We start from the raw sequence: 25,429 nt of genomic DNA on the forward strand, positions 1-25,429 counted from the left end.
ATCGCAGCCTGCGGCAGCTCCTACAGGAATTTCACAGGCTTACCTTCATCGAAGCGCCCCACCCGCGTCATCAGGATGTCATCAACCGCACGGCACACTCCTCGCCACCGCGAGTCATCGCCGCACGTTTGCAAGGACTCTCATGAAAGACGACGACGCACTGTTTGCCGCCATCGACCTGGGTTCGAATGCCTTTCGCCTGATGATCGGGCAGTCGGTGCGCAGCCGGAAGGGCCTGCAGATCCAGGAAGTGAAAACCCTGCGCGAACCGGTGCGCCTCGCCGAGGGCTTTGACGGCGGTACGCTGGATGCCCTGGCGCTGACTCGTGGCTGGCAGGCGCTGGCGCGGTTCGGCAAGAAGCTGCGCGGCTTCGAACCGGGCCGTGTACGCGCTGTGGCCACCAGCGCCGTGCGCGAGGCGGACAATGCGCCGCTGTTTCTCGCCAGCGCGGAAAAGCATCTGGGGTTTCGCATCGATGTTATTTCCGGCCACGAAGAGGCGCAACTGGTCTACGCCGGCGTCGCCCACACCCTGCCCGACGCGCACGACCTGCGGCTGGTGGTCGACATCGGTGGTGGCTCGACCGAGCTGATCCTCGGCCAGGGCGCGCAACCGTTGCTGACCGAAAGCATCGCCATCGGCAGCGGTACGTTGAGCGCGCGGTTTTTCCGTGGCGGCGAGATTTCCGCCGCCGCCCTGCAGGAAGCCGAGCGCTTCGCCCTCCTGCAGTTGGAAAAAGTCGCCCGGCGTTATCGCGCGCAGGGCTGGCAGCAGACCATCGGCTCCTCCGGCACCGCGCGCATGCTCGCCAAAGTACTCAAGGCCAACCGTCTCAACGACTTTGCCGAGGACGGCATCACCTATGCCGGCCTGCTTCGCCTGTCGCTGTTGCTGCTGCAGGTACAGAACGTGCGCCAGCTGAAACTCGCCGGCCTGCAGCCGCATCGCGAAAGCATCCTGCCCGGCGGTCTGGCGATCATGCTTGCCGCGTTCAAGGCGTTCGGCATCGCGCAAATGCTCCCGTCCGAACCGGGTCTGCGTCTGGGCGTGCTGCACGGTTTGATGAGCCAGCACTGATCCCCCGCAACTTCTCCAGACAAGGATCTCTTGTGGTGAGGGGATTTATCCCCGATGGGTCGCGTAGCGGCCCCAAAAAACGGGCCTGCTGCGCAGTCCATCGGGGATAAATCCCCTCGCTACAGGGTTCTCTTCCATGGATCCTGTGCATTGCAACTCCCTTTACTCAGCACTATCCGCTACCATGCCGGCGCCGGTTCCCGAACGGGAATAATAGGGAATCCGAGGTGCGCGCCGCGCATTGATCGGAACTGCCCCCGCAACTGTAGGTGCCGAGCCTGCTCCACGACTGCCACTGGGTGAAGACCCGGGAAGGCCGGAGCCCGGGCGATGACGCATCAGTCAGGAGACCTGCCGGCCGAGTAATTCACTAACCGGCGGGGTGTCCGGGAAGGACATCGTGCCGCGCGCATTGTTGTGGGATGGCCGGCCTTGCGCAGCTGTCCCGGCGGCGTTCCATGATGTGTTTCCAGTCCGTACGCGCCCGCTCCCCGTACGGTTCCATTGGAGACTGCCGCATGTCGCTGCCCCGCGTTGCCACTTTGATCACCGGTCTGGCCTTCAGCGCCCTCGCCCACGCAACGCCTGGGCACTATCCGCTGACCATCGAAAACTGCGGCAGCACGCTGACGTTTCAGCACGCCCCGAGCCGCACCGTCAGCATCGGCCAGGCCGCCACCGAAATGCTCTACGCCATGGACCTGAGCGACAAAGTGGTCGGCACCTCGTTGTGGTTCAACAACGTCCTGGCGCAATACAAAGCACAAAACGAGAGCATTGAGCGCCTCGCCGACAACGAGCCGAGCTTCGAAGCGGTGATCGGTAAACGCCCGGAACTGGTCGCCGTGGAACTGGAGTGGATGGTCGGCCCGCAAGGCGCGGTCGGCACCCGCGAGCAGTTTCATGAGCTGCAAATCCCCACTTATCTGCTGCCGTCCGACTGCGAAGCCAAAGACAATCTGGTCGGCGCCGACGGCACGCGGCTCGCTCCGTTTCGCATCGAGACGATCTACAAAAGCGTCAGTCAGCTGGCCGAAATCTTCGATGTGCGCGACCGTGGCGAGCAGCTCAACGCCCAACTCAAGGCCAGCCTCGCCCGCTCGATTGCCACCGCGCAAACCGTGAAGCACAAAGACCTTAGCGCGCTGGTGTGGTTTTCCAGTGCGCAACTCAACGTCGAGCCGTTTGTCGCGGGCCACAAAGGCGTGCCTGACTTCATGCTCAGCACGCTTGGCGTGCGCAACATCGTCGAGTCCGATGAGGAGTGGCCGACCGTCGGCTGGGAAACCATCGCCAAGGCCAACCCGACCTTTCTGGTGATCGCACGCATGGATCGCCGACGCTTCCCCGCTGACGACTACGAGAAAAAACTCGCCTTCCTGCGCAGCGACCCGGTGACGCGCAACATGGACGCGGTGAAAAACAACCGCATCATCATCCTCGACGCCATGGCCCTGCAGGCCAGCCTGCGCATGTTCGATGGCCTGGAACAACTGGCCGCCGCCATCAACGGCTACGACCTGCCGCAATGAGCAAAAGCCTGATCCGTCTGTCGCTGGCCCTGCTGATTCTGCTGATCGCGGTCATTGCGGGTGTGGCCATCGGCGAAACGCCCATTGCGCCGGACGTGGTCATGCAGGTGCTGGCCAACAAACTGTGGGCCGCCGGCCATGCGCTCGATCCCATCGACGAAGGCATCGTCTGGAACTACCGGCTGACCCGCGCCCTGGTCGCCGCTGCTTGCGGTGCCGGGCTGGCGACTTGCGGGGTGATTCTGCAATCGCTGCTGCGCAATCCGCTGGCCGATCCGTACCTGCTGGGGATTTCCGCCGGCGCCTCGACCGGTGCGGTGATGGTTGCCTTGCTGGGCGTCGGCGCCGGGGTGATTTCGCTGTCGGTCGGCGCCTTCGCCGGTGCAGTGACCGCGTTCGTGCTGGTGATTGTCCTGGCCCGTGTCAGCGGCAGCGCCAATGGCACCGGGCAGATCATTCTGGCGGGGATTGCCGGCTCGCAGTTGTTCAACGCGCTCACGGCGTTTCTGATCACCCGTTCGGCGAGTTCCGAGCAGGCGCGCGGGATCATGTTCTGGCTGCTGGGCAATCTCGGCGGCGTGCGCTGGCCGTCGGTGTGGCTGGCGGTGCCGGTCGCGCTGGCGGGGCTGGCGGTGTGCCTGTGGCATCGGCGGGCGCTGGATGCGTTCACTTTTGGCGCGGACTCGGCGGCGTCCCTCGGCATTCCGGTGCGGCGGGTGCAGTTCGTGCTGATCGGCTGCGCAGCGCTGGTGACCGCAGTGATGGTGTCGATTGTCGGTTCGATCGGCTTTGTCGGTCTGGTGATTCCGCATGCGGCGCGGCTGTTGCTGGGCACCGGGCATGCGCGTCTGTTGCCCGCCAGTGCCTTGGGCGGCGCGTTGTTTCTGATCGCTGCCGACGTGCTGTCGCGCACGCTGATCAAAGGCCAGGTGATTCCGGTCGGGGTAATCACCGCGCTGGTCGGTGCGCCGGTGTTTGCCCTGATTCTGGTTGGTCGCCGAGGTGTTCGATGAACGTCTTGAGTTGCACCGATCTGCGCTTCAAGGTGCGCGGCGCCGAGCTGCTCAACGGCGTCAGCCTGAGCGTTCGGCAAGGCGAAACCCTGGGCATCGTCGGCCCCAACGGCGCGGGCAAATCGACCCTGCTCAAACTGCTCGCAGGGTTGCGCACGCCGAGTGCCGGCGAAGTGCTGCTGGAGGGGCAGCGACTGGGGAAGATGACCCGCCGGGCGATTGCGCAAAAACTTGCGTTGGTGGAACAGCAGGCCGACACCGACGACGGCATTCGCGTGTATGACGCGGTGGCCCTCGGGCGCACGCCGTGGCTGTCGGCGTTACAGCCGTGGTCGTCGGCCGACCGTGCAATCGTTGAGCAGGCGCTGCTGGATGTCGATGCGGTGCACCTGCGTGATCGCATCTGGCGCGGCTTGTCCGGAGGCGAACGGCAACGGGTGCACATCGCCCGGGCGCTGGCGCAACGGCCACAGATCCTGTTGCTGGACGAGCCGGCGAATCATCTGGATATTCAGCATCAACTGGCGATTTTGCAGGTGGTGCGGGCGCTGCCGGTGACTACGCTGATTGCCTTGCACGACCTGAATCAGGCGCTGAAATGTGATCGTCTGGCGATTCTCGAAGGTGGGCTGCTGGTTGATCTGGGGCCGCCGCTGGAAGTGCTCACACCGCAGCGTCTGCAAGACACCTTTGGGGTAAAAGCGCGCTACCTGACCGACCCGGTCGATGGCGAGCAGATATTGCGGTTTCACACCTGAGCCAAAAACTTGCCCCCGGCCTCACCGACCTCCTGTAGGAGCTGCCGAAGGCTGCGATCTTTTGATCTTGATCTTTAAAAAACAAAATCAAAAGATCGCAGCCTTCGGCAGCTCCTACAGGGATAAAACAAAATCCGCCGTTCCGATCAACCGGGGCGGCGGGTTTTGTCTTTGTGGCGCTGGGTTGAACGGCGTCCGCTTCTGTATTTTAAACAAGGTCGTTTAAATGACATTCCTCGACACGCCTTCCAGGCTACACATCCTTGCGCCGTTGCCTACACGTACGCCAGAATCCGCCGGCTTGTGCGCGTTGGGGTCGGGATTTATCGTTTGCGGGTCGCTGACAAATCAGCGATCGGGTTTAGCGATCCGTCCTTACGCCGAAGCAACCTCTTCTCAATTGCAGACCCGTCTGTCTGCATTTGCGTCATGGTGGCTGTGCGTGGGAGACCTTCGGGTCTACCCGGGGTTTCTGTGACCCGGATCGCTAACCTGCGTACAGCCGCCACCTTTACTTGTTTAGCGATGGGTCGTGGCGGCCTCATTCCTTCACGGAGATATGCCATGATCAAACCAACGCCCAACCCACCCGAACAACTGCCCGAAACCGATCCCACCTCCCCTTACAAATCCCCCGATTCCAACAAACTCCACGAAGCCGCCGAGCGCGCGCTCGATCATTACCTCAATCCGTCGAACCATCCAAACCCCAACCCCAAGCGCGGCCCGATGTACGCCGTCGACCCGGATTACAACAACGAAGAACTGCTGGTGAATGTCTGCGAAACCCTGGGCTCGGCCAAGACTATCGCCCTGGATTTCGCCGCCATGCTGCCCGCGCCACAGCGCCGGACGTTGTTGGGGATTGCGCAGTTGGTGATGTTGAGTGAGCTGGCGGTGAATCGGGTGGTGGATCGGTTGGAGTTGCCGCCGGGGCAGTGATTGTTTTTTGGAGTGTGATCGTTCCAATGCTCAGAGTAGGAACGATCAAACCTGCACACAACCCCCTGTAGGAGCTGCCGAAGGCTGCGATCTTTTGATTTTGCTTTTAAAAAACAAGATCAAAAGATCGCAGCCTGCGGCAGCTCCTACAGGGGGTGCGTATCAATATGCAGTTTGCAGCGGTCAGGCCAGTTCTTTGCGCAACTGCCGTGCCGCCGCCACCATGTGCACCAGCGCCGCTTCGGTCTCGGGCCAGCCGCGGGTTTTCAGGCCGCAATCCGGGTTGACCCACAGGCGTTCGGCCGGGATACGTTTGGCGGCCTTGCGCAGCAGATTGGCCATCTCCGAGGCATCCGGCACCCGTGGCGAGTGGATGTCGTAGACGCCCGGGCCGATCTCGTTCGGGTAGGCGAAGGCTTCGAAGGCCTCGAGCAATTCCATGTCCGAGCGCGAGGTTTCGATGGTGATCACGTCGGCATCCATCGCCGCGATCGACTCGATCACATCGTTGAATTCGCTGTAGCACATGTGGGTATGGATCTGCGTTTCGTCGCGCACACCCGAGGCGCACAGACGGAACGCTTCGGTGGCCCAGTCCAGATAGTGCTGCCACTGTGCCCGGCGCAGCGGCAAGCCTTCGCGGAACGCGGCTTCGTCGATCTGCACGATCCTGATCCCGGCGGCTTCCAGGTCCAGCACTTCATCACCAATCGCCAGCGCAAGTTGCCGCGCCTGCACTTCGCGACTCACGTCTTCACGCGGGAACGACCACATGAGCATGGTCACCGGCCCCGTCAGCATGCCTTTCATGACCTTGTCGGTCAGGCCCTGGGCGTAGCGGATCCAGTCGACGGTCATCGCTTGCGGGCGGCTCAAATCACCGAAGATCACCGCTGGTTTCACGCAACGCGAACCGTAGCTCTGCACCCAGCCGAAACGGGTAAACACGTAGCCCTCTAGTTGTTCGGCGAAGTACTCGACCATGTCGTTGCGCTCGGCTTCACCGTGCACCAGCACATCGAGGCCCAGTTGCTCCTGGATTTGCACCGCATGGCGGATCTCGCTGTACATCGCCTCGGTGTATTCGGCGGCGCTGAGCTTGCCCTGTTTGAACGACTGACGGGCCAGCCGAATCGATGCGGTCTGCGGGAATGAGCCAATGGTGGTGGTCGGGAACAGCGGCAGAGCGAGGCCGGCGCGTTGTTTGCGGATGCGTTGGGTAAACGCCGATTGGCGTTGGCTGTCCTGCGCGGTAATGGCCGCGACACGCGCCTGCACTGCGGGTTTGTGGATGCGCGGCGAAGCGGCGCGGCTGGTCTGTACCGAACGGCTTTGGGTCAAGGCGCGCAGGACTTGCGGCGCTTCCGGCTGATTGACCGCCTGAGCCAGCAGCGCAACCTCTTCGCACTTCTGCACGGCAAACGCCAGCCAGCTTTTCAGCTCGGCATCGAGCTGGTCTTCGCGGCTCAGGTCCACCGGGCTGTGCAACAGCGAACAGGATGGCGCGACCCACAGACGCTCGCCCAGACGCTCATGCGCATGCTGCAGCGTGGCGAGTGCCTGTTCCAGATCACAGCGCCAGACGTTTCGACCGTTGACCAGGCCCAGCGACAACACCTTGTACGCCGGCAGCCGATCCAGGATGGTCGGGTATTGCTCCGGCGCACGCACCAGGTCGATGTGCAGACCGTCGACCGGCAGATTGGCGGCCAACCCGAGGTTTTCTTCCAGGCCCCCGAAGTAGGTGGCGAGCAGTTTTTTCAGCGGATCGCGCTGGATCTGGTTGTAGGCGCGTTCGAAGGCATTCTTCCAGTCCTGCGGCAGGTCGAGCACCAGAATCGGCTCGTCGATCTGCACCCACTCGACGCCCAGCGCAGCCAGCCGCGCGAAGATCTGCCCGTACAGCGGCAGCAGGCGATCAAGCAGTTCCAGCTTGTCGAAGTCGCCGCCCTTGGCCTTGCCCAGCCACAGATACGTCAGCGGGCCGAGCACCACAGGCTTGACCGTGTGACCGAGGGCGCGGGCCTCTTCGACTTCTTCGAACAACTGCTCCCAGCCCAGCTGGAACTGTTGATCGGCACTGAATTCCGGGACCAGATAGTGGTAGTTGGTGTCGAACCACTTGGTCATCTCTTGCGCGTGAGCACCGCCGCAGCAGCTGTCGCTGACGCCACGGGCCATGGCGAACAGGGTTTGCAGGGTGGCTTTGCCGTCATGCGGGCGGAAGCGCTCGGGGATCACGCCGAACATCAGCGAGTGGGTCAATACCTGGTCGTACCAGGCGAAATCGCCCGCAGGCAGCAGTTCGATGCCGGCCTGCTTCTGCACCTCCCAATGAGCCTTGCGCAGTTCACGGCCAACTTCACGCAGGCCAGCCTCGTTCAGTTCTCCTTTCCAGAACGCCTCTTGCGCTTTCTTCAGTTCGCGGTCGCGACCGATGCGCGGAAATCCGAGGGAATGGGCCAATGCCATGACGAACAACTCCAATGTCTTGTTTGATGGCGGCCATTGTCGGGATCGGTCACTGGTGAGACAAACTCATTTTAATCGTGATCGTCACAAGTTCTACTCATGATCAAAAATCCTTCGCAGCCGTCGTTGCGCTGCCGGATATTCAGGCGCAATTCAACCCACTGCCGATACTTACGACGCTCTTTGAATACTCAATGGCGCCTCGATATAAACCCTTACACATCAACATCTGCCACCCTCGAATTTCGATCTATGGTTAGACCGAACTGGCTGGACGCGCGGCCGACTAAAGGTTGCGACGGCCCTTGTCTGCGCCTATGTTGCACGCGAGCTTTTCCCCGCGATTGGAACGCGATCAACACCACCAAGAGGTGAAGAAATGTCAAAGGAATCACGCCCTGCCGTACTTGGGCTGATCGGCAATACGCCGCTGGTTCAGGTCACTCGATTCGATACCGGCCCGTGCACCCTGTTTCTCAAACTGGAATCGCAAAACCCCGGCGGTTCGATCAAGGACCGCGTCGGTCTGGCGATGATCGACGCGGCTGAACGCGACGGTCGCCTGCAACCGGGCGGGACCATCGTCGAAGCCACCGCCGGCAACACCGGCCTGGGTCTGGCGCTGGTCGGCCGCGCCAAAGGCTACCGCGTGGTGCTGGTGGTGCCGGACAAAATGTCCACCGAAAAAGTTCTGCACCTGAAAGCCATGGGCGCCGAAGTGCACATCACCCGCTCGGACGTCGGCAAGGGCCATCCCGAGTATTACCAGGACGTCGCCGCCCGCCTGGCAAAAGACATTCCCGGCGCGTTCTTCGCCGACCAGTTCAACAACCCCGCCAACCCGCTCGCTCACGAATGCAGCACCGCCCCGGAAATCTGGGCGCAGACCGAACATGACCTGGATGCGATCGTGGTCGGCGTCGGCTCGGCCGGGACCCTGACCGGACTGAGCCGCTTCTTCAAACGCGTGCAACCGGATCTGCAAATGGTCCTCGCCGACCCGGTCGGTTCAGTCATGGCGCAATACAGCCGCGACGGCAGCATGCCGACGCCCGGTTCATGGGCGGTGGAAGGCATTGGTGAAGACTTCATTCCGTCGATCACCGACCTCTCCAGCGTGCGCCACGCCTACTCGATCAGCGATGAAGAAAGCTTCGATCACGCCCGCCAGTTGCTCAAGGCCGAAGGCATTCTCGGCGGCTCGTCCACCGGCACCCTGCTGGCTGCCGCGCTGCGTTATTGCCGCGAGCAGACCGAGCCCAAGCGCGTGGTCAGCTTCGTCTGCGACACCGGCACACGCTATCTGTCGAAGGTCTATAACGATCAGTGGATGACCGATCAGGGCCTGTTGCAGCGCAAGGGCTACGGCGACCTGCGCGACCTGATCGCCCGGCGCTTCGAAGACGGCCGAGTGATTAGCGTCGGCCCTGACGACACCCTGCTGACCGCGTTCCAGCGCATGCGTCTGGCCGATGTCTCGCAACTGCCGGTGCTGGTTGAAGGCAAGCAACTGGTGGGGGTCATCGACGAATCGGACATCCTTCTGGCGGTGCACGAAGACGCCGCTCGCTTCAGTCAATCGGTGTCCGGCGTGATGACCGACAAGCTGCAAACCCTCGCGCCCGGCGCCGACCTCGCCGAGCTGGAAGCGGTGCTCAGTCGCGGCCTGGTGGCGATCGTCGCCGACGCCTCGGGCTTCCACGGCCTGATCACCCGCACCGACATGCTCAACCAATTACGGAGATCCCTCGCATGAGTCAGCACGACGATAAATCCCAAGGCTTCGCGACCCGGGTGATCCACGCCGGGCAGATGCCGGACCCGACCACCGGCGCGTTGATGCCGCCGATCTACGCCAACTCGACCTACCTGCAGGACAGCCCCGGCGTGCACAAGGGCTTCGACTACGGGCGCTCGCACAACCCGACGCGGTTTGCCCTGGAGCGCTGCGTGGCGGATCTGGAAGGCGGCACTCGCGCGTTCGCCTTCGCTTCCGGGCTGGCGACGATTTCCACCGTGCTCGAACTGATCGATGCCGGTTCCCACGTGATCTCCGGCAATGACCTGTACGGCGGCACTTTCCGTCTGTTCGACAAGGTCCGTCAGCGCAGCGCCGGACATCGTTTCAGCTACGTTGATCTGACGGATCTGGCGGCGTTCGAAGCGGCGCTGCAGGACGACACGCGGCTGGTGATCGTCGAGTCGCCGACCAATCCGCTGCTGAGCCTGTCGGACCTCGCGGCCATCGCGCGTATCTGCCGTGCCCGCGGGATCATCAGCGTCGCCGACAACACCTTTGCCAGCCCGTATATCCAGCGGCCGCTGGAGCTGGGTTTCGACGTTGTGCTGCACTCGACCACCAAGTACCTCAATGGTCACTCCGACGTGATCGGTGGCATTGCGGTGGTTGGGCAGAATGCCGAGCTGGCGGACAAACTCGGCTTTCTGCAAAACGCTGTCGGCGCGATTTCCGGGCCGTTCGACGCGTTCCTGACCCTGCGCGGGGTGAAGACCCTGGCGCTGCGCATGGAGCGTCATTGCAGCAACGCGCTGGCGCTGGCGCAGTGGCTGGAGCAACAGCCGCAGGTCAAACGCGTCTACTACCCGGGCCTGCCGTCGCACCCGCAACATGAGCTGGCGAAACGGCAGATGCACGGTTTCGGCGGGATGATTTCCCTGGACCTGAACACTGACCTCGCCGGCGCGCGGCGTTTTCTGGAAAACGTGAGCATCTTCGCCCTGGCCGAAAGCCTCGGTGGCGTCGAAAGCCTGATCGAGCATCCGGCGATCATGACCCACGCGACCATCCCGGCGGAAACCCGCGCCCAACTCGGCATCGGCGACGGCCTGGTGCGCCTTTCGGTGGGCGTCGAGGATCTCGAAGACCTGCGCGCCGATCTGGCCCACGCACTGGCGAAAATCTGACCCGGCAACAACGACAAAGCCCGCAGCAATGCGGGCTTTGGTGTTCGGGTAGGCGGCCAGTGCTGGTCTCTGGCTTACAAGGTTTATCGGGCCTCTCACAGTACAAAAGCAACCATGGAAACAACGGCGGTGCTTTGCTGCCTCACACGGCATAAGGGCTGGATCTCAGCGCGGAGATCTTTCTAACCGTGTACCCTTCGGAACGCGCCCCACGTCCCCTTGCTATCCGCTTGCGCATCAGTCTGCGTGTTCGCCTACACCCTTGAGGCTAGCAAACGCCATCGGCTGAAGGCGCAGTGTTTTTAGACCGATTTCCTTTTGCCCGGCGCGTGCAAGGTCGCGAAAAGACTATCGGCTGCGCGCGCTCAACCTACCGTCGCGAACAGCCGCTGCCGTGAAGTACTCGGGCGGCAACGGCGCAATTTAAATGAACCCTGCGCGCCGAGGCTCACCTAACTGAAAGACCATCAGGAGGTAGCCCCATGCAATTTGAACCCGTCTGGATCGTACTCGCTGTCGTACTTGTGATCATTGAGTTGTGGGCGATCAACCGCGTGCGCAAAAGCTCAGGCAAAGGCAGCAACAAAGGCGTGTGGATTGTCGCCATTGTGTTTGTGCCGTTGTTCGGGCTGATTGCGTGGGCACTGGCCGGCCCGAAACACGTCTCTCAAGACTGAGCAAATTACCTGTAGGAGCTGCCGAAGGCTGCGATCTTTTGACTTTGTTTTTAAGGATCAAGATCAAAAGATCGCAGCCTGCGGCAGCTCCTACAGAGAAAGCGGGGTTCAGGGGTCGACTTGCGCCATCAGCTCCGGCAGTGATTCCGGGCGTTTGGCATAGCGCTGCGCCAACACCGCACAGACCATCAGTTGAATCTGATGGAACAGCATCAGCGGCAAAATCAGCACACCAATGGTGCTGCCGGCAAACAACACCTGCGCCATCGGCACGCCGGTCGCCAGACTTTTCTTCGAACCGCAGAACAGAATGGTGATGCGGTCTTCCTGACTGAAGCCGAACGCCTTGCCCAACAAGGTCGAGGCCAACAGCACCAGCGCCAGCAGAATGCAGCAGACCACCACCAGCCCGAGCAGATCGATCAGCGGAATCTGATGCCAGATGCCTTCGTTGACCGCCTCGCTGAACGCGCCATAGACCACCAGCAGAATCGAACCCTGATCGACGAACTTCAGCCAGTTCTTGTTGCGCCCGACCCACGCGCCGATCCAGCGCCGGGCGATCTGCCCGGCAATGAACGGCAGCAGCAGTTGCACGCTGATCTTCAGAATCGCATCCACGGTCGAGCCGCCGTCTCCGTGCACGTCCAGCAGCAGTGTCACCAGCAACGGCGTGAGGAAAATCCCGAACAGGCTCGACGCCGCCGCACTGCAGATCGCCGCCGGAATATTGCCGCGAGCCAGTGAAGTAAAGGCAATCGCCGACTGCACGGTGGCGGGCAGTGCGCAGAGGTAGAGCACGCCCATGTACAGTTTGTCGCCTATCAGCGGTGTCAGCAGCGGCTTCAATGCCAGCCCGAGCAACGGGAACAGCACGAACGTCAGGCCGAACACCAACAGGTGCAGACGCCAGTGGCCGGCGCCGGCGATGATCGACTCGCGTGACAACTTCGCGCCATGCAGAAAGAACAGCAGCGCGATGGCGATGTTGGTCAGCCAGCTGAACCCCACCGCGACCTGACCGCTGGCCGGCAGGAAACTGGCCAGCAGCACGACGCCGATCAAGGTCAGGGTGAAGTTGTCGGGCAAGAATCTTGGGCGGGTCATGGGTTTGTTCATCCGGGGTTGCCAGTACGTGATTGCGACTCTAACGTGAGCGGGAATTACCGACTAACGCCGAAGAGCCATTAGATGCCGCCTAAAGGACATGAGAAGAGCTTCCGGCGCAGCATTCCCGGGCTGCCGAGCCTGCCGCGTGCGCTGTATGGGCGCACCGAATCGCTGCCCAATCGCGCACTGACCCGGCGGCACAGTCATCCGTGGGTGCAATTGTCGTACGCGATTCAAGGCGTGCTCGAAGTGCAGACCAGCGCCGGGCGTTTCGTCGCGCCACCGGAGCGCGCGGTGTGGATTCCGGCGGGCGTGCCGCATCGGGTGTTCAGTTCGCCGCACACGGAAATGCGCAGCTTGTACATCGATTGCAGCGTGACCGGCTGGGCGCTTGAGCGCTGCCACGTACTCGGCGTCAGCGACCTGTTGCGCGAGCTGATTCGCGCCTTCAGCCGGGTGCCGGTGGAATATGACGAGAACGGCGCGCATGGCCGGCTGGCACAGGTGATCCTCGATCAACTGGCCGAGGCGCCGCAGATCGACCTGATGTTGCCGCTACCGCAGGACGCCCGTCTGCGACAGATCTATCAGAGCCTTGAGCAACATCCGGAACAGCAGACCACACTGCAGCACTGGAGCGAAAAGTTCGACGTCACCGAGAAGACCCTCAGTCGCCTGTTTTTGCGTGACACCGGCCTGACCTTTCGCGCCTGGCGCCAGCGCCTGCGTTTGCTGGGCGCACTGACTCCGCTGGAACGCGGTGAACGGGTCACCGACGTAGCACTGGCCTGTGGGTACGACTCGACGTCGGCGTTCATCGCGGCGTTCCGGCAGCAGTTTGGTGAGACACCCGGAGAATTTTTCCGCTGAAATGCCGATAAATATCGAATTAGCGCGAGCCTTTGGTCGGAGTTCAAGGTAGAGTTTCCTCTATCGAGTTTTCAATCGCGTCTTCAACAATAAACCTGAACAACCTTTATTCGGTGGTAGCCGCATGATCGAAGTCACTGAAGTTTCCATTGCCCAATTGCGCTCGGCGCTTGAGTCCGGCCAGACCACGGCGGTTGAACTGGTCAAGGCCTATCAGGCACGCATCGCGGCTTACGATGGCCCGAACACCGCCACAAAACTGAACGCGGTGGTGGTGCACAACCCCAAAGCCCTGGAAGAGGCGGAGGCGTCCGACGCCCGCCGGGCCAGGGGCGAAACCCTCGGCCCGCTCGATGGCATCCCCTACACCGCCAAGGACAGCTATCTGGTCAAGGGCCTGACCGCGGCTTCCGGCAGCCCGGCGTTTGCCGATCTGCTGGCGCATCGCGACGCGTTCACCATCGAACGCCTGCGCGCCGCCGGGGCCATTTGCCTGGGCAAGACCAACATGCCGCCGATGGCCAATGGCGGCATGCAGCGTGGCGTCTATGGCCGGGCCGAGAGCCCGTACAACGCGGCCTACCTGACCGCGCCGTTCGCCTCCGGCTCGTCCAACGGCGCCGGCACCGCCACCGCCGCGAGCTTCTCGGCGTTCGGTCTGGCAGAAGAAACCTGGTCGAGCGGTCGCGGCCCGGCGTCGAACAATGGTCTGTGCGCCTACACGCCGTCGCGCGGGGTGATTTCGGTGCGCGGCAACTGGCCGCTGACACCGACCATGGACGTGGTCGTGCCCTACGCGCGGACCATGGCTGACTTGCTCGAAGTGCTCGACGTGGTGGTGGCCGAAGACCCCGATAAGCGTGGCGATCTGTGGCGCCTGCAGCCGTGGGTGCCGATCCCCAGCGTCGCCTCGGTGCGCCCGGCCTCCTACGCTGAACTGGCAGTAAAACCCGCCGCACTGGCCGGCAAACGCCTCGGTGTCCCGAAGATGTACATCAATGCCGACCCGGAAGCCGGCACCAGCGAAGCCCCCGGCATCGGCGGCCCGACCGGCCAGCGCATCAACACCCGCGCATCGGTGATCGATTTGTGGAAACAGGCCCGCGCGGCTCTGGAAGCGGCCGGCGCCGAAGTCATCGAAGTGGATTTCCCGCTGGTTTCCAACTGCGAAGGCGACCGCCCGGGTGCACCGACCGTGTTCAATCGCGGCATCGTCTCCAAGGAATTTCTGCACCACGAACTGTGGGACCTGTCGGCCTGGGCGTTCGACGATTTCCTGCGCGCCAACGGCGATCCGAAGCTCAACCGTCTGGCCGATGTCGACGGGCCAAAGATCTTCCCGCACGACCCCGGCACCCTGCCCAACCGTGAAGGCGACCTGGCCGCCGGCATGGACGAGTACGTACGCATGGCCGAGCGCGGCATCACCCCGTGGGATCAGATTCCGACCCTGCCGGACGGCCTGCGCGGCCTGGAAAAGACCCGCAAGCTCGACCTGGAAGACTGGATGGACACGCTGCAACTCGACGCGGTGCTGTTCCCGACCAATGCCGACGTCGGTCCGGCAGATGCCGATATCAATCCGGAATCAGCAGACATCGCCTGGAGCAACGGCATCTGGGTGGCCAACGGCAATCTGGCGATCCGTCACCTCGGCGTACCGACCGTCACCGTACCGATGGGGATCATGGCCGACATCGGCATGCCGGTCGGCCTGACCTTCGCCGGTCGCGCCTACGATGACTCGAACCTGCTGCGCCTGGCCTCGGCGTTTGAAGCCACCGGTTCGAAGCGTCAGGTGCCACCGCGCACGCCGCCATTGACGGCCGGCAAGTAACGACTCAGGGCGGGATTGGGACTGGAAACGGTCTCAATTCCCTCGCCCGATAACGGCCCCTCTTTCCCCGATACTTCGTTATTCCCGAACTATCCCTCAGAAATAAGCGATTTTTCTTACCGGCGAATTCGCCGATAGCATGGCCCTGCCTGACCCTAATTCAATAAAAGCCAGGGGAGCCAGCCATGCCCAGCACCAACCTCAATATCGGCGAACCGTGGATGTGGGGCGCGTTTATCGCTTTCGTCCTCGCCATGCTTGCACTGGATCTGTTTGTCTTCGGCGGCCGCAAGGCGCATCGGGTGTCGGTGCGCGAGGCCGCGTGTTGGGTGATTGCCTGGTGTGCGCTGGCGCTGGCCTTTGCCGGATTGCTCTGGTGGTACCTGAATGGCGAGTTCGGCGCCGAGATCGCCCAGCGCAAGACCCTGGAGTTTCTCACCGGTTATCTGATCGAGCAGTCGCTGTCGATCGACAACATGTTTGTCTTCGTGATGATCTTCAGCTACTTCGCCGTACCACCGGAACTGCAACGCCGAGTGTTGCTGTACGGGGTACTCGGGGCGATCGTGATGCGTGCGGCGATGATCTTCGCCGGGGTGTGGCTGGTGTCGCAGTTCGAGTGGCTGCTGTATGCCTTCGGGGTGTTTTTGATCATCACCGGGATCAAGATGCTGCTGTTCGCCGAGCAGCAGCCGGACCTCGACAACAACCCATTGCTACGCTGGGTGCGCGGGCACATGCGGATCACCCAGGGCTTCCACGGCGAACGCTTTTTCGTGCTGCAGAACGGCGTGCGTTGGGCGACGCCGATGTTTCTGGTGCTGGTGCTGATCGAGGCCAGCGACCTGATGTTCGCGGTCGACAGCATTCCGGCGATCTTCGCCGTCACCACCGACCCGTTCATTGTCTTCACCTCGAACATCTTCGCGATCATGGGCCTGCGGGCGCTGTACTTCCTGCTGGCGGACATGGCTGAGCGCTTTCATCTGCTCAAGTACGGACTGGCGATCGTGCTGGTGTTCATCGGCGGCAAGATGACCGTGATGCCATGGTTCCACATGCCGGTGGAATGGTCGCTGGCGGTGGTGGGCGGGGTGATTCTGGGGTCGGTGCTGTTGAGTCTGGTGGTCACGAGAGAAAGTGAACGCAGCACAGAATGACACCCTGCATAAACCTGTGGGAGTGGGCTTGCTCGCGAAAGCGGTGGGTCATTCAACGATGACGCTGGATGAGACGACGCCTTCGCGAGCAAGCCCGCTCCCACAGGAATTTCATTCGGCCGGCAGTTACTTGTCAGATTTGATGCTGGTCCACACGCGGGTGCGTACGCGTTCTATCTTTTGTGGCAACGGCTGGACGACGTAGAGGTTTTTCAGCGCTTCAGGGGTTGGCGTCAGGTTCGGGTTGCCAGTGATTTCCTTGTTGATTAACGGCAGCGAATCCTTGTTCGCATTCGGGTAACCGAGGAAGTCACTGATCGGCGCGATCACTTTCGGATCGAGCAGGTTGTTGAGGAACTCATGCGCTTCGGTGACGTTCTTCGCGCTCTTCGGAATCGCGAAGGTGTCGAACCAGATCGGCGCGCCCTCTTTCGGCAGCCGCCAATCGACGACCACACCGTTGCCCGCCTCTTTGGCGCGGTTACCGAACTGGTAGAAGCTGCCGGAGTAACCAATGGCCACGCAAATGTCGCCGTTGGCGATGTCTGTCATGTACTTGGCCGAGTTGAAGTAGGTCACGTACGGACGCACCTTGAGCATCAGTTCCTTGGCTTTTTCATAATCGGCAGGGTTCTGACTGTTCGGGTCGAGGCCGAGGTAATGCAGGGCCAGCGGCAGAATCTCCGACGGCGAATCGAGCATCGCCACGCCGCAGGATTTCAGTTTTTCCATATTCTCCGGCTTGAACACCAGATCCCAGCTGTCCACCGGCGCGTTGTCGCCCAGTGCGGCCTTGACCTTGGCCGGGTTGAAGCCGATCAGCACAGTGCCGACCATATAGGGCACGCCGTACTGGTTGCCAGGGTCATTCTTGTCCAGCAGTTTCAGCAACTCCGGATCCTGGTGGCTCCAGTTCGGCAGCTTCGACTTGTCGAGTTTCTGGAACACCCCGGCCTTGATCTGCGTATCGAGGAACTGGTTCGACGGCACCACCAGGTCGTAACCGGAATTGCCGGTGAGCAATTTGGCTTCCAGCGATTCGTTGGTGTCGAAGGTGTCCCAGGTGACTTTGATGCCGGTCTTGGCGGCGAAGTCCTTGGGCACTGACGGCAGGATGTAATCCGCCCAGTTGTACACTCGCAGTTCGCGTTGCTCGGCATGCACCGCGCTGGCCAGCAGCGTCAGCCCACACACGGTGGCACCCAGAATGCGTTTCATCGTGACCATGGTTGTTTCCCCGAAATGCGACGTGAGATCGATGTTTTTATGTTCTGTACACGGCAGCGGCTGTAAAGGTAGCCAAGGGCAAGGCAGGTTCAGCGTTTCGTTATGGTTTGATTCTTGCCGAGCGCGCGGTTGCGGCACAGTGGGGGATGGGCCAAAAGGGGATCGAAATGGCCAATTTGAATGTCCGCTGGAATGCGGAGGATGGGTGAGGATCACTTGTGAGGATTCAGCGAAACGTCGCGCTGCCACGACGGGTTGCGAAGCGGCCCACCTTCTATCTAAAGGGGAACCGCGCCCGCTGATCTTACGACTGCTTCGCAGCCGATCGGGGATAAATCCCCTCGCCACAGTGCTTTTGCGTCTGCCCGCGCGTGGCGAGGCAGTAATACAGCGGCACCGTCACCACCAGGCCGAATAGCCACGACAGGTCCGCACCCTCCACCAGATTGGCGTACGGCCCGACGTACAGCGAAGTATTGGCGAACGGCAGCTGCACGATGATCCCGATGAAGTAAGCAATGATCGCGTGCAGATTGAAGTGTCCGTAAATACCGCCGTCCGCGCGGAAGATCGAGGTGATGTCATACGCGCCGCGCTTGATCAGATAGAAGTCGATCAGGTTGATCGACGCCCACGGCACCAACACCAGCAGCAACGCCAGAATCAGCCCGATGAACTGGGAAATGAAATCCGCCGAAGCACCGAGCGCCACCACGCAGCAGCCCGCCAGCACTACGCTCGACAACACCACACGCACCTTGATGCTCGGCGTCCACTGACTGGCAAAGGTCTGGATCGAGGTGATGATCGACAGCACCGCGCCATACAGATTCAGCGCGTTGTGGCTGATGATGTTGAGCAGGAACAACACCATCAGAATCGGCCCCAGCCAGCCGGTGGACTGCTTGACCGCGACCATCGCCTCGGTACCGTCGGGCGTTGCCAGTACCGCCACCGAGCCGAAGCTGAACGACAGAATCGTCCCCAGCGTCGCGCCCAGATACGTCGCCCAAAAAGGTTTGGCGATACCAATGCCCGCCGGCAGGTAACGCGAATAGTCGGACACGTACGGCGAGAAGCTGATCTGCCAGATGATCCCCAGCGACACCGTCGCCAGCCAGCCGGACAGGTTGAAGCTGCCGCGCGTCAGGAAGTCCGCCGGCAAGTCATGGGCGAAGATGTAGATGAACCCGGCGAGCAGCGCGCTGCCCATCACCCAGGTGCCGATGCGGTTGAGCGTATGGATGAAGTTGTAGCCGATCACGCCAATCGCCGTGGCCGCCAATGCACCGATCAGAATGCTCAGCGGCGCCGGCACTGACGGCGCGATACCGACAATCGATTTACCGGCGAGAACGATGTTGGAAATGAAGAAACCGATGTAGATCAGCGCCGCAAAAAACACGATCAGCAGCGCACCATAGCGACCGAACTGGCCGCGACTCTGGACCATCTGCGGAATGCCCATGCGCGGACCTTGCGCTGACGCCAGTGCAATCACCACCCCACCGACCAAGTGCCCCAGCGCAATCGCCAGCAGCCCCCAGAACAAATCGAGATGGAACACCTGAACCACCATGGCGCCGGTGACGATCGGCAGTGGCGCGATGTTGGTGCTGAACCACAAAGTGAAAAGGTCGCGGGCCTTCCCGTGGCGTTCCGCGAGTGGGACGTAGTCGACCGTATGGTTCTCGATCAACGGATCTTGCCGGGACATCTGGGACATATGCATGAACTCGAGTTTGTCTGTTCTTATCGTTGTATGAAGCCAAACCGGGAGGACTCTATGGTCGCCCCTCAGATGCAGACCATATTATGGTATTCCAAACAATTCACAAGACTGATCCGCAGTTTACGGCGCCATCTGATCCGTCATCGTCCCTGAAACTGTGGTCTGCAGGCCAGCCTAAAGCCTAATAAATACTGAGTTTCCGACGAAAGCACCACGTTTATCGGTTCAGCGGAAAAGCCCTTGCAAAGAAAAAATACTGGTATACCATCAGACCAACAAATACATAAAAATCGCGTCACAACACCCGAGGACCGTGCAATGATCGATGCTGCCATCTACAAACAAGTCATGGGCTCGTTTCCGTCCGGCGTCACTGTCATCACCACCCTGGATGACGACGGCCAGATCGTCGGCCTCACCGCCAGCGCCTTCAGCTCGTTGTCGATGGACCCGGCGCTGGTGCTGTTCTGCCCCAATTACAGTTCCGACTCCTACCCTGTGCTGATCAAGAACAAGCGCTTCGCGATCCACGTACTGTCCGGCGGCCAGCAGAGCGAGGCCTATGCCTTCGCCCGCAAAGGCAAGGACAAGGCGCAGGGCATCGAGTGGACCTTGAGCGAACTGGGCAACCCGATCCTGGCCAACGCGACGGCTATCATCGAGTGTGAGTTGTGGCGCGAATACGAAGGCGGTGACCACGCAATCATGGTCGGCGCGGTGAAGAATCTGATCGTGCCCGAACAGAACCACGGACCGCTGGTGTACTGCCACGGCAAGATGGGCGCCCTGCCCGTTCTGGCCTGATTAAAACTTCAACCCCACACAAATCCACTGTGGGAGGGGGCTTGCTCCCGAAGGCGATGTGCCAGCCACCAGAGATGTCGATTGACACACCGCTTTCGGGAGCAAGCCCCCTCCCACACAGTTTTGAAGCCTCAACAATAAAAGATCCGAGGAAGCGAAATGAAATTTTCCCTGTTCATCCACATGGAACGCTGGGACGAAAGCGTCAGCCACCGCCAACTGTTCGAAGACCTGACCGAATTGACCCTGATGGCCGAGGCCGGCGGTTTCAGCACCGTGTGGATTGGCGAACACCACGCCATGGAATACACCATCTCGCCAAGCCCGATGCCGTTGTTGGCCTACCTCGCCGCCAAAACCACCACCATCCACCTCGGCGCCGGCACCATCATCGCGCCGTTCTGGCATCCGCTGCGGGTTGCCGGTGAATGCGCGCTGCTCGACGTGATCAGCAACGGACGCATGGAAGTCGGCCTGGCGCGCGGCGCCTATCAGGTCGAGTTCGATCGCATGGCCGGCGGCATGCCCGCCTCCGCCGGTGGCCAGGCCCTGCGCGAAATGGTCCCGGTGGTCCGCGCCCTGTGGCAAGGCGACTACGCCCACGACGGCGACATCTGGAAATTCCCGACCTCGACCAGCGTGCCAAAACCGGTGCAGAAACCCAACCCGCCCATGTGGATCGCCGCCCGCGACCCCGACTCGCACAACTTCGCCGTGGCCAACGGCTGCAACGTGATGGTCACGCCATTGATGAAAGGCGACGAAGAAGTCGTCGACCTGAAAAACAAATTCCAGACCGCTCTGGACAACAACCCCGACGTACCGCGCCCGCAACTGATGGTGCTGCGCCATACCCACGTGCACACCGCTGACGACCCCGATGGCTGGAAAGTCGGCGCCAAGGCTATCTCCCGTTTCTATCGCACGTTCGATGCGTGGTTTGGCAACAAGCAAACCCCGGTCAATGGCTTCCTCGCGCCGAGCCCGGAAGAGAAGTTTGCCGGGCGTCCGGAGTTTGAGCTGGAGAGCCTGCACAAGACGGCGATGATTGGTACCCCGGAGGAGATCATTCCGCGGATCAAGTATTACCAGGAACTGGGGGTGGATGAGTTCAGTTTCTGGTGTGATAACAGTTTGCCGCATGCGGAAAAGAAGAAGTCGTTGGAATTGTTTATCAGGGATGTGGTGCCGGCGTTTCGTTGAAAAACGCTGAGAGGCTGCAATAAAAAGGGGCGAATTCATCGATATGAATTCCCCCCTTTTTTTGCGCTTGTCGGCGATGGAACGTTACCCCTGAGCGGCGGCTTTTCGACTGCGGCGCGACGGCTTCAGATTGAAACGCCGCTTGCGTCGCGGATCCTGCCCTTGCGGCATTGCCAATCAGGTAACGAGTAATCAGCCTTGTCGCAATCAGACCTACAACGCGTCAATACTGCCAATTACGCCAGACACGACTCCCCGAGGCAGCAACGCCTCATGGACAACATTACCGAAATCTTTACTCCAGACCAATCTGTCCGCATGTTCGGTTTTTTGGAAATAGATAAACAGTCCGGCATCCCCCAGGAAGGTGCATGTCATATCCTGCACATCTTCCATAACCACCGCCTCCTCTTTAAAAAAATAACCATGAGCGGAAGCAAATAATTCTTTAGCGGAAATCGCCGAATCGCCCTCTTTTATATCTTCAAACTTCATTTTTGCGTAAAAATTCACTGTCGTTTTAAGCTCAATGACATCCACAATATCAAGGAGCCTTTCGCCAGCCACAAATACCGAAAACAAACCGTTTATCCAGAAGCAATTTGAGTCAGTCCAATCGCCTACTGCATCAAACTGAATTGAAAACAGGAACGGGTCGCCGTAAATCAATTTAATTTCACTCCTGGTACTTTCTGATTTTCCGTGGGTTCACCACTGGCCCACCAATGGATTTATGCCGTATCCGAGCAAACCGTCGGTGGCTGAAACAAAAGTTTTGAACAGTTCAGGACGTTATTCCAAATGGAGAATATCCTTGCCAGTAAAATAAACCACTCTTAAAGCACTATCACCCTTGCGCCAGCAAACGAGTCGCAAGCTTTGACATTCAGCGTTATCAACCTTCGCCAGTGCCCGTAATTTCTCTTTAGCATTGATGCCGTCAGCCTGCGCCCACATCGGCTGCCAGAACATGACGTTCGCCAGCAGGAACGCCAGCCCGCGCTTGGGCATGCCCAGGAAGGACTCACGGTTTTTCACGGCCGCAGAAGGCTGGTCTGCAAGAAAGGCGAACTGGCGAACATCCATGTCGATGATCTTGAAAAATGGTTCTCAGATGAAAAAGTCGAGGCGGAAATAGATCGGCGCCTCGCGCTCGGTCAGCGCATCCGGGCGTTCCAGCGAATGGGCGAACGTCACGCTGGCGGCCATGTGCTGACCACGGGCGAACAGCTCCAGCGAGTTGCTTGACATCCGCCCGTGCTGATCGCCGTTGTAACGATCATGGCGAATCACGCCCTGGTCATATCCCAGGCTGGTGCCGTATTCGGCGAACACCGGTTGCAGCCACTCGGCGGTTACCGGGCGTGACCAGCGCAGGTCGTTGCGCCAGTAGCCGCCGCTGTCGCCGGACAGCGACTGATCCTTGTAGCCACGGATCGACGACAGGCCGCTGAGGCTGGTGCGCTGTGGGCTGAACAGCACGTCTTCGCTGCGTTGGCCGGTCATCAGGCTGCTGAAGCTGAAGGACTCGCCCCAGACCTTGAACGGTTGCAGATAGCTCAGGGTTGCGGTGTATTTGCGGTAGCGCGCATCCGGCTCGCCGGGACCTGGATCGTGGCTGCCCTGCGCGTCGAAGGCGCCGATGCCTTCCTGCATGCCGGCATCAAGGTTGACGAAGGCGCTGCCGATGCGCCGACCGTGGTTGATGCCGAACTGCGCTTCGCTGATGCGGTTGCTGCTCAGCCTGAGCTTGCTGTCTTCGATGTAGTTGTTGCTGCGCAGGTACGACAGGCCGGCGCTGAGCGAGGTCTTGCTCACCGAGTCACGATGGACCACCCGCTCGGCGCGCAACTGATGGTTTTCGCTGTCGCCGGTCTGCTTGAAGTTGTAGCCGTTGGCGGCGATCTGCGAGCGGTAGTCGCTCTGGCTGTAGGTGTAACTGAAGTTCCACCAGCCCCAGGGCAGGCTGTAATTGAGCATCGCGTTGCTGGAGGTGTGCTGGTGGTCGGTCATCGCATCGTGACCGCCGCGCAGGCTCAACTGATCGGCCAGACCCAGCGGACTGTCCCAATCGAAGGTGGTGCCCCACTGTTGCTCACCGGTGCTGCGCTGGCCTTCGTTGCTGCGCGACAGCCCGGCACGCCAGGGTTTCTGCGGGGTATTGGTGACCAGTACTTCGCTTCCGCCGACGTTCTTGCCCGGCGCCAGCTCCATCTTCGCCTGATTGGATGGCAGGCGATTGAGCTGATCGACCATCTGCTCGATTTCGCGCAGGTTGACCAGCTCGCCGGCCTTGCCCGGAAAGGCCATGGCCAGTTCGCGCTCCGAGAGCTTGCTGTTCTCGGCGCCCTTCATGCCTTCGAGCTTGCCCTCGACTACCAGCACTTTCAGGTGCCCGGCGGACAGATCCTGTTGTGGCAGGTAGGCGCGACTGGTGACCAGGCCTTTTTCGATGTAGTGATCGGTGATGACCTTGAGCAACTCGTTGAGCTGCGGCACGCCGAGACACTGATCGATGTAGGGTTTGAGCAGGCGGTTTTTTTCGCCCTCGGAAAGACTGTCGGCGCCCTTGAGCTCGATGTCCTTGATCGGGAAGCACCGGGTATCGGTGGGCGCTGCCGGTTGCGCCGGTTTGGCGTCCTTGCCCGGCAATTCCTTGAGTTCTTCGAGGCGCCGCTGCTGTTCTTCGAGCAGGCGATTCTGGCGCTCGCGGATCAGGTCGGTTTCACCGGGGGTGGGGGCAGCCAAGGCAACCTGAAGGGGAGAAAGGCACAGCAACGCTACGCACAACCTCGCCGCGAAGGCGGGTGAGGACATGTTCGATCCCTCGATACGAAAAGTGACATCAAAATAGTGGCGCGATATTAGATGGCCATCATTTTGACGTCAAACAATCGTTTCAACCTTTTATCGGGTTTGTATCAAGGAATGAACAACAGGCGATCAGCATTTCGCAGGGTACAAAAAAGGGCGCGTATCCGCCTGCAACGGATACGCGCCCTCTTTCGCCAAGCGGTATCAATCGCGAATACGGCGCTCAGTGAACGCGTAGTCCTCCTGACAATCACCCGATGGGTCTTTCGCCACGTTGACGTAATGCACCGTGTCACCATCGATCAACGTGTAGGTGTAGATATCGGGCAAAGGAACACCGACGGTTCGCAACTCGTTTTTGCCATTGGCCGCCTTCCAGGTTCCGTGTTCGGTCTGGATCGGCTGAGTCTGCCCGGCGTCCCGGAAGAACGTGATGCTGAAGCTGCCGTCCGGTCTCAAGTTGTTCTTCCAGGAGAGGAACTGGCATTTGCCGTTTTCCGCCCGTACACCTTTCCAGGCGCCGACCAAGGCTGGATCGTTGCCCGGTTTGTTGGCGGCGCAACCACCCAGGGTTGCTGCCAGAACGACCAGGGCCAGGGAGAGTTTGCGTTTCACGTATCAAGTCCTTTCTTCAACCGAATCCAATGCGGCACGTTGCCCGATCAACCCGCAACAGGGATGCGCTGCTGGGGTTGGGTAACGTCGTAGACATGCTGCTCGCACAGCTCACCGTTGAACTGGAACTCTACTTGATACACCTTGCCGCGCTGCGGTGTGAATGTGCTCATCAGCGGCCCGCAGCTGTAGATACCCGCCGTCATCCGACCGTGCGAATAACCCGAAACCTCGAATGGCTTATCGGGGTCAGCTTGTGCTTCGAGTTGCGGAAAGCGTTTGACCGTGGCGCTGTTGGCCACTTCATTGAGGTTGGCGATCCAGCCGAAGACCTTGCCGCGACCAGAATCCACCACGGTGCCAAGCACCTCCATGCGCCGGTCGGGATCATCTGCGCGTCTGATGGAAAACTCCACCGGCGCGGTACCACCTGAAGACTTCATGATGACCTTGGCGTGCTGCGCGTCCACCACGACCTTGTCTTGATGCAACTGAATGCCGTCTTTCAGCAGGCTGGGGGACGAGTTACGCACATTGGACTGGCAGCCAGGCAGAGCGAGCAGCAGGGCCAGCGTCACGAGCAGACGTTTTTTCACGTAAAAATCTCTATTGAGCACAGCAGGACCGGGAATGACCTCAACATAACGCCGCGATATTAGA

At 60.7% G+C, this 25,429-nt stretch carries 22 protein-coding genes and 1 riboswitch; of the genes, 13 read left to right on the forward strand and 9 right to left on the reverse strand.

The features are described from left to right. Window positions 1-142 precede the first annotated feature (142 nt). From ACXR0M_RS07235 to ACXR0M_RS07255, 5 genes are all read left to right on the forward strand, one after another. A complete protein-coding gene (locus ACXR0M_RS07235; protein ID WP_458831252.1) occupies window positions 143-1,078 on the forward strand; it encodes a Ppx/GppA phosphatase family protein in 936 nt (311 codons plus the stop codon). Window positions 1,079-1,255: 177 nt separating this feature from the next. Continuing rightward, a riboswitch (cobalamin riboswitch) is annotated at window positions 1,256-1,451 on the forward strand. Between the two features lie 145 nt (window positions 1,452-1,596). Next, a complete protein-coding gene (locus ACXR0M_RS07240) occupies window positions 1,597-2,610 on the forward strand; it encodes an ABC transporter substrate-binding protein (protein ID WP_458831254.1) in 1,014 nt (337 codons plus the stop codon). After that, on the forward strand, window positions 2,607-3,623 hold the full coding sequence (locus ACXR0M_RS07245; RefSeq protein ID WP_458831256.1) for a FecCD family ABC transporter permease: 1,017 nt from the start codon (window positions 2,607-2,609) through the stop codon (window positions 3,621-3,623). The genes ACXR0M_RS07240 and ACXR0M_RS07245 overlap by 4 nt, the downstream gene beginning before the upstream one ends. Beyond that, entirely contained in the window at window positions 3,620-4,381 is a 762-nt protein-coding gene (locus ACXR0M_RS07250; RefSeq protein WP_458831258.1) for an ABC transporter ATP-binding protein, read from the forward strand. The genes ACXR0M_RS07245 and ACXR0M_RS07250 overlap by 4 nt, the downstream gene beginning before the upstream one ends. Window positions 4,382-4,945: 564 nt before the next feature. Next, window positions 4,946-5,323, forward strand: a complete 378-nt coding sequence (locus tag ACXR0M_RS07255) for a DUF6124 family protein (protein ID WP_458831260.1) — start codon at window positions 4,946-4,948, stop codon at window positions 5,321-5,323. A 183-nt stretch (window positions 5,324-5,506) separates the two neighbouring features. Here ACXR0M_RS07255 and metE read toward each other — a convergent pair whose 3' ends face one another. Further along, on the reverse strand, window positions 5,507-7,795 hold the full coding sequence (gene metE, locus ACXR0M_RS07260) for a 5-methyltetrahydropteroyltriglutamate--homocysteine S-methyltransferase (protein ID WP_458831261.1): 2,289 nt from the start codon (window positions 7,793-7,795) through the stop codon (window positions 5,507-5,509). A gap of 379 nt (window positions 7,796-8,174) precedes the next feature. On the opposite strand from metE, the gene ACXR0M_RS07265 reads away from it, so the two are divergent. From ACXR0M_RS07265 to ACXR0M_RS07275, 3 genes are all read left to right on the forward strand, one after another. Continuing rightward, on the forward strand, window positions 8,175-9,551 hold the full coding sequence (locus ACXR0M_RS07265; RefSeq protein WP_458831263.1) for a pyridoxal-phosphate dependent enzyme: 1,377 nt from the start codon (window positions 8,175-8,177) through the stop codon (window positions 9,549-9,551). Then, window positions 9,548-10,720 (forward strand): cystathionine gamma-synthase, encoded by a 1,173-nt coding sequence (locus ACXR0M_RS07270; protein WP_458831265.1) that lies wholly within the window; start codon window positions 9,548-9,550, stop codon window positions 10,718-10,720. The genes ACXR0M_RS07265 and ACXR0M_RS07270 overlap by 4 nt, the downstream gene beginning before the upstream one ends. 482 nt (window positions 10,721-11,202) lie before the next feature. Next, on the forward strand, window positions 11,203-11,397 hold the full coding sequence (locus ACXR0M_RS07275) for a PLDc N-terminal domain-containing protein (RefSeq protein WP_458831266.1): 195 nt from the start codon (window positions 11,203-11,205) through the stop codon (window positions 11,395-11,397). 108 nt (window positions 11,398-11,505) lie between these two features. Here the strand turns inward: ACXR0M_RS07275 and ACXR0M_RS07280 are convergent, their stop codons facing one another. Then, window positions 11,506-12,504 carry a bile acid:sodium symporter family protein gene (locus ACXR0M_RS07280; RefSeq protein ID WP_458831267.1) on the reverse strand — a complete coding sequence of 333 codons (999 nt, stop codon included), beginning with the start codon at window positions 12,502-12,504 and terminating at the stop codon, window positions 11,506-11,508. Window positions 12,505-12,588: 84 nt separating this feature from the next. Here ACXR0M_RS07280 and ACXR0M_RS07285 point away from each other — a divergent pair, with 84 nt between their 5' ends. The 3 genes from ACXR0M_RS07285 (at window position 12,589) to ACXR0M_RS07295 (ending at window position 16,374) form a co-directional block, all read left to right on the forward strand. Continuing rightward, window positions 12,589-13,377, forward strand: coding sequence for an AraC family transcriptional regulator (locus ACXR0M_RS07285; RefSeq protein ID WP_458831268.1), 789 nt, complete (start codon window positions 12,589-12,591; stop codon window positions 13,375-13,377). A 124-nt stretch (window positions 13,378-13,501) separates the two neighbouring features. After that, window positions 13,502-15,214 carry an amidase gene (locus ACXR0M_RS07290; protein ID WP_458831269.1) on the forward strand — a complete coding sequence of 571 codons (1,713 nt, stop codon included), beginning with the start codon at window positions 13,502-13,504 and terminating at the stop codon, window positions 15,212-15,214. 185 nt (window positions 15,215-15,399) lie between these two features. After that, window positions 15,400-16,374, forward strand: a complete 975-nt coding sequence (locus ACXR0M_RS07295) for a TerC family protein (protein WP_458831270.1) — start codon at window positions 15,400-15,402, stop codon at window positions 16,372-16,374. A gap of 126 nt (window positions 16,375-16,500) precedes the next feature. Here the strand turns inward: ACXR0M_RS07295 and ACXR0M_RS07300 are convergent, their stop codons facing one another. Beyond that, window positions 16,501-17,601, reverse strand: a complete 1,101-nt coding sequence (locus tag ACXR0M_RS07300; protein ID WP_458831271.1) for a polyamine ABC transporter substrate-binding protein — start codon at window positions 17,599-17,601, stop codon at window positions 16,501-16,503. A gap of 304 nt (window positions 17,602-17,905) precedes the next feature. Further along, window positions 17,906-19,327, reverse strand: coding sequence for a purine-cytosine permease family protein (locus ACXR0M_RS07305; protein ID WP_458831272.1), 1,422 nt, complete (start codon window positions 19,325-19,327; stop codon window positions 17,906-17,908). A gap of 324 nt (window positions 19,328-19,651) precedes the next feature. Here ACXR0M_RS07305 and ACXR0M_RS07310 point away from each other — a divergent pair, with 324 nt between their 5' ends. Both ACXR0M_RS07310 and ACXR0M_RS07315 read left to right on the forward strand, forming a co-directional pair. Next, window positions 19,652-20,137, forward strand: coding sequence for a flavin reductase family protein (locus tag ACXR0M_RS07310; protein ID WP_458831273.1), 486 nt, complete (start codon window positions 19,652-19,654; stop codon window positions 20,135-20,137). Window positions 20,138-20,296: 159 nt separating this feature from the next. Then, window positions 20,297-21,340, forward strand: a complete 1,044-nt coding sequence (locus ACXR0M_RS07315; RefSeq protein ID WP_458831274.1) for an LLM class flavin-dependent oxidoreductase — start codon at window positions 20,297-20,299, stop codon at window positions 21,338-21,340. 213 nt (window positions 21,341-21,553) lie between these two features. Here ACXR0M_RS07315 and ACXR0M_RS07320 read toward each other — a convergent pair whose 3' ends face one another. The 5 genes from ACXR0M_RS07320 to ACXR0M_RS07340 all read right to left on the reverse strand — a co-directional run bounded on the left by ACXR0M_RS07320 (window position 21,554) and on the right by ACXR0M_RS07340 (window position 25,365). Next, window positions 21,554-22,009, reverse strand: a complete 456-nt coding sequence (locus tag ACXR0M_RS07320; RefSeq protein ID WP_458831275.1) for an Imm42 family immunity protein — start codon at window positions 22,007-22,009, stop codon at window positions 21,554-21,556. A 123-nt stretch (window positions 22,010-22,132) separates the two neighbouring features. Next, a complete protein-coding gene (locus ACXR0M_RS07325; protein ID WP_458831381.1) occupies window positions 22,133-22,426 on the reverse strand; it encodes a hypothetical protein in 294 nt (97 codons plus the stop codon). A gap of 24 nt (window positions 22,427-22,450) precedes the next feature. Continuing rightward, window positions 22,451-24,157: a ShlB/FhaC/HecB family hemolysin secretion/activation protein gene (locus ACXR0M_RS07330; protein WP_458831276.1), complete on the reverse strand. Its 1,707-nt coding sequence runs from the start codon at window positions 24,155-24,157 to the stop codon at window positions 22,451-22,453. A 201-nt stretch (window positions 24,158-24,358) separates the two neighbouring features. Further along, the gene (locus ACXR0M_RS07335; protein ID WP_458831277.1) at window positions 24,359-24,769 is read right to left on the reverse strand and encodes a hypothetical protein; all 411 of its coding nucleotides are present in this window, start codon (window positions 24,767-24,769) and stop codon (window positions 24,359-24,361) included. Window positions 24,770-24,816: 47 nt separating this feature from the next. Beyond that, window positions 24,817-25,365, reverse strand: a complete 549-nt coding sequence (locus ACXR0M_RS07340; protein WP_458831278.1) for a hypothetical protein — start codon at window positions 25,363-25,365, stop codon at window positions 24,817-24,819. Window positions 25,366-25,429: the final 64 nt, after the last annotated feature.

It is taken from the genome of Pseudomonas sp. Eth.TT006, from assembly GCF_054456575.1.

What these genes read in the sequence shown, in the direction of transcription:
- ACXR0M_RS07275 (WP_458831266.1), top strand. Translation starts at nt 11,203, where the DNA reads ATGCAATTTGAACCCGTCTGGATCGTACTCGCTGTCGTACTTGTGATC.
- ACXR0M_RS07255 (WP_458831260.1), top strand. Translation starts at nt 4,946, where the DNA reads ATGATCAAACCAACGCCCAACCCACCCGAACAACTGCCCGAAACCGAT.
- metE (WP_458831261.1), bottom strand. Translation starts at nt 7,795, where the DNA reads ATGGCATTGGCCCATTCCCTCGGATTTCCGCGCATCGGTCGCGACCGC.
- ACXR0M_RS07270 (WP_458831265.1), top strand. Translation starts at nt 9,548, where the DNA reads ATGAGTCAGCACGACGATAAATCCCAAGGCTTCGCGACCCGGGTGATC.
- ACXR0M_RS07330 (WP_458831276.1), bottom strand. Translation starts at nt 24,157, where the DNA reads ATGTCCTCACCCGCCTTCGCGGCGAGGTTGTGCGTAGCGTTGCTGTGC.
- ACXR0M_RS07325 (WP_458831381.1), bottom strand. Translation starts at nt 22,426, where the DNA reads ATGGATGTTCGCCAGTTCGCCTTTCTTGCAGACCAGCCTTCTGCGGCC.
- ACXR0M_RS07280 (WP_458831267.1), bottom strand. Translation starts at nt 12,504, where the DNA reads ATGACCCGCCCAAGATTCTTGCCCGACAACTTCACCCTGACCTTGATC.
- ACXR0M_RS07315 (WP_458831274.1), top strand. Translation starts at nt 20,297, where the DNA reads ATGAAATTTTCCCTGTTCATCCACATGGAACGCTGGGACGAAAGCGTC.
- ACXR0M_RS07245 (WP_458831256.1), top strand. Translation starts at nt 2,607, where the DNA reads ATGAGCAAAAGCCTGATCCGTCTGTCGCTGGCCCTGCTGATTCTGCTG.
- ACXR0M_RS07265 (WP_458831263.1), top strand. Translation starts at nt 8,175, where the DNA reads ATGTCAAAGGAATCACGCCCTGCCGTACTTGGGCTGATCGGCAATACG.
- ACXR0M_RS07295 (WP_458831270.1), top strand. Translation starts at nt 15,400, where the DNA reads ATGCCCAGCACCAACCTCAATATCGGCGAACCGTGGATGTGGGGCGCG.
- ACXR0M_RS07235 (WP_458831252.1), top strand. Translation starts at nt 143, where the DNA reads ATGAAAGACGACGACGCACTGTTTGCCGCCATCGACCTGGGTTCGAAT.
- ACXR0M_RS07240 (WP_458831254.1), top strand. Translation starts at nt 1,597, where the DNA reads ATGTCGCTGCCCCGCGTTGCCACTTTGATCACCGGTCTGGCCTTCAGC.
- ACXR0M_RS07285 (WP_458831268.1), top strand. Translation starts at nt 12,589, where the DNA reads ATGCCGCCTAAAGGACATGAGAAGAGCTTCCGGCGCAGCATTCCCGGG.
- ACXR0M_RS07250 (WP_458831258.1), top strand. Translation starts at nt 3,620, where the DNA reads ATGAACGTCTTGAGTTGCACCGATCTGCGCTTCAAGGTGCGCGGCGCC.
- ACXR0M_RS07290 (WP_458831269.1), top strand. Translation starts at nt 13,502, where the DNA reads ATGATCGAAGTCACTGAAGTTTCCATTGCCCAATTGCGCTCGGCGCTT.
- ACXR0M_RS07305 (WP_458831272.1), bottom strand. Translation starts at nt 19,327, where the DNA reads ATGTCCCAGATGTCCCGGCAAGATCCGTTGATCGAGAACCATACGGTC.
- ACXR0M_RS07300 (WP_458831271.1), bottom strand. Translation starts at nt 17,601, where the DNA reads ATGGTCACGATGAAACGCATTCTGGGTGCCACCGTGTGTGGGCTGACG.
- ACXR0M_RS07310 (WP_458831273.1), top strand. Translation starts at nt 19,652, where the DNA reads ATGATCGATGCTGCCATCTACAAACAAGTCATGGGCTCGTTTCCGTCC.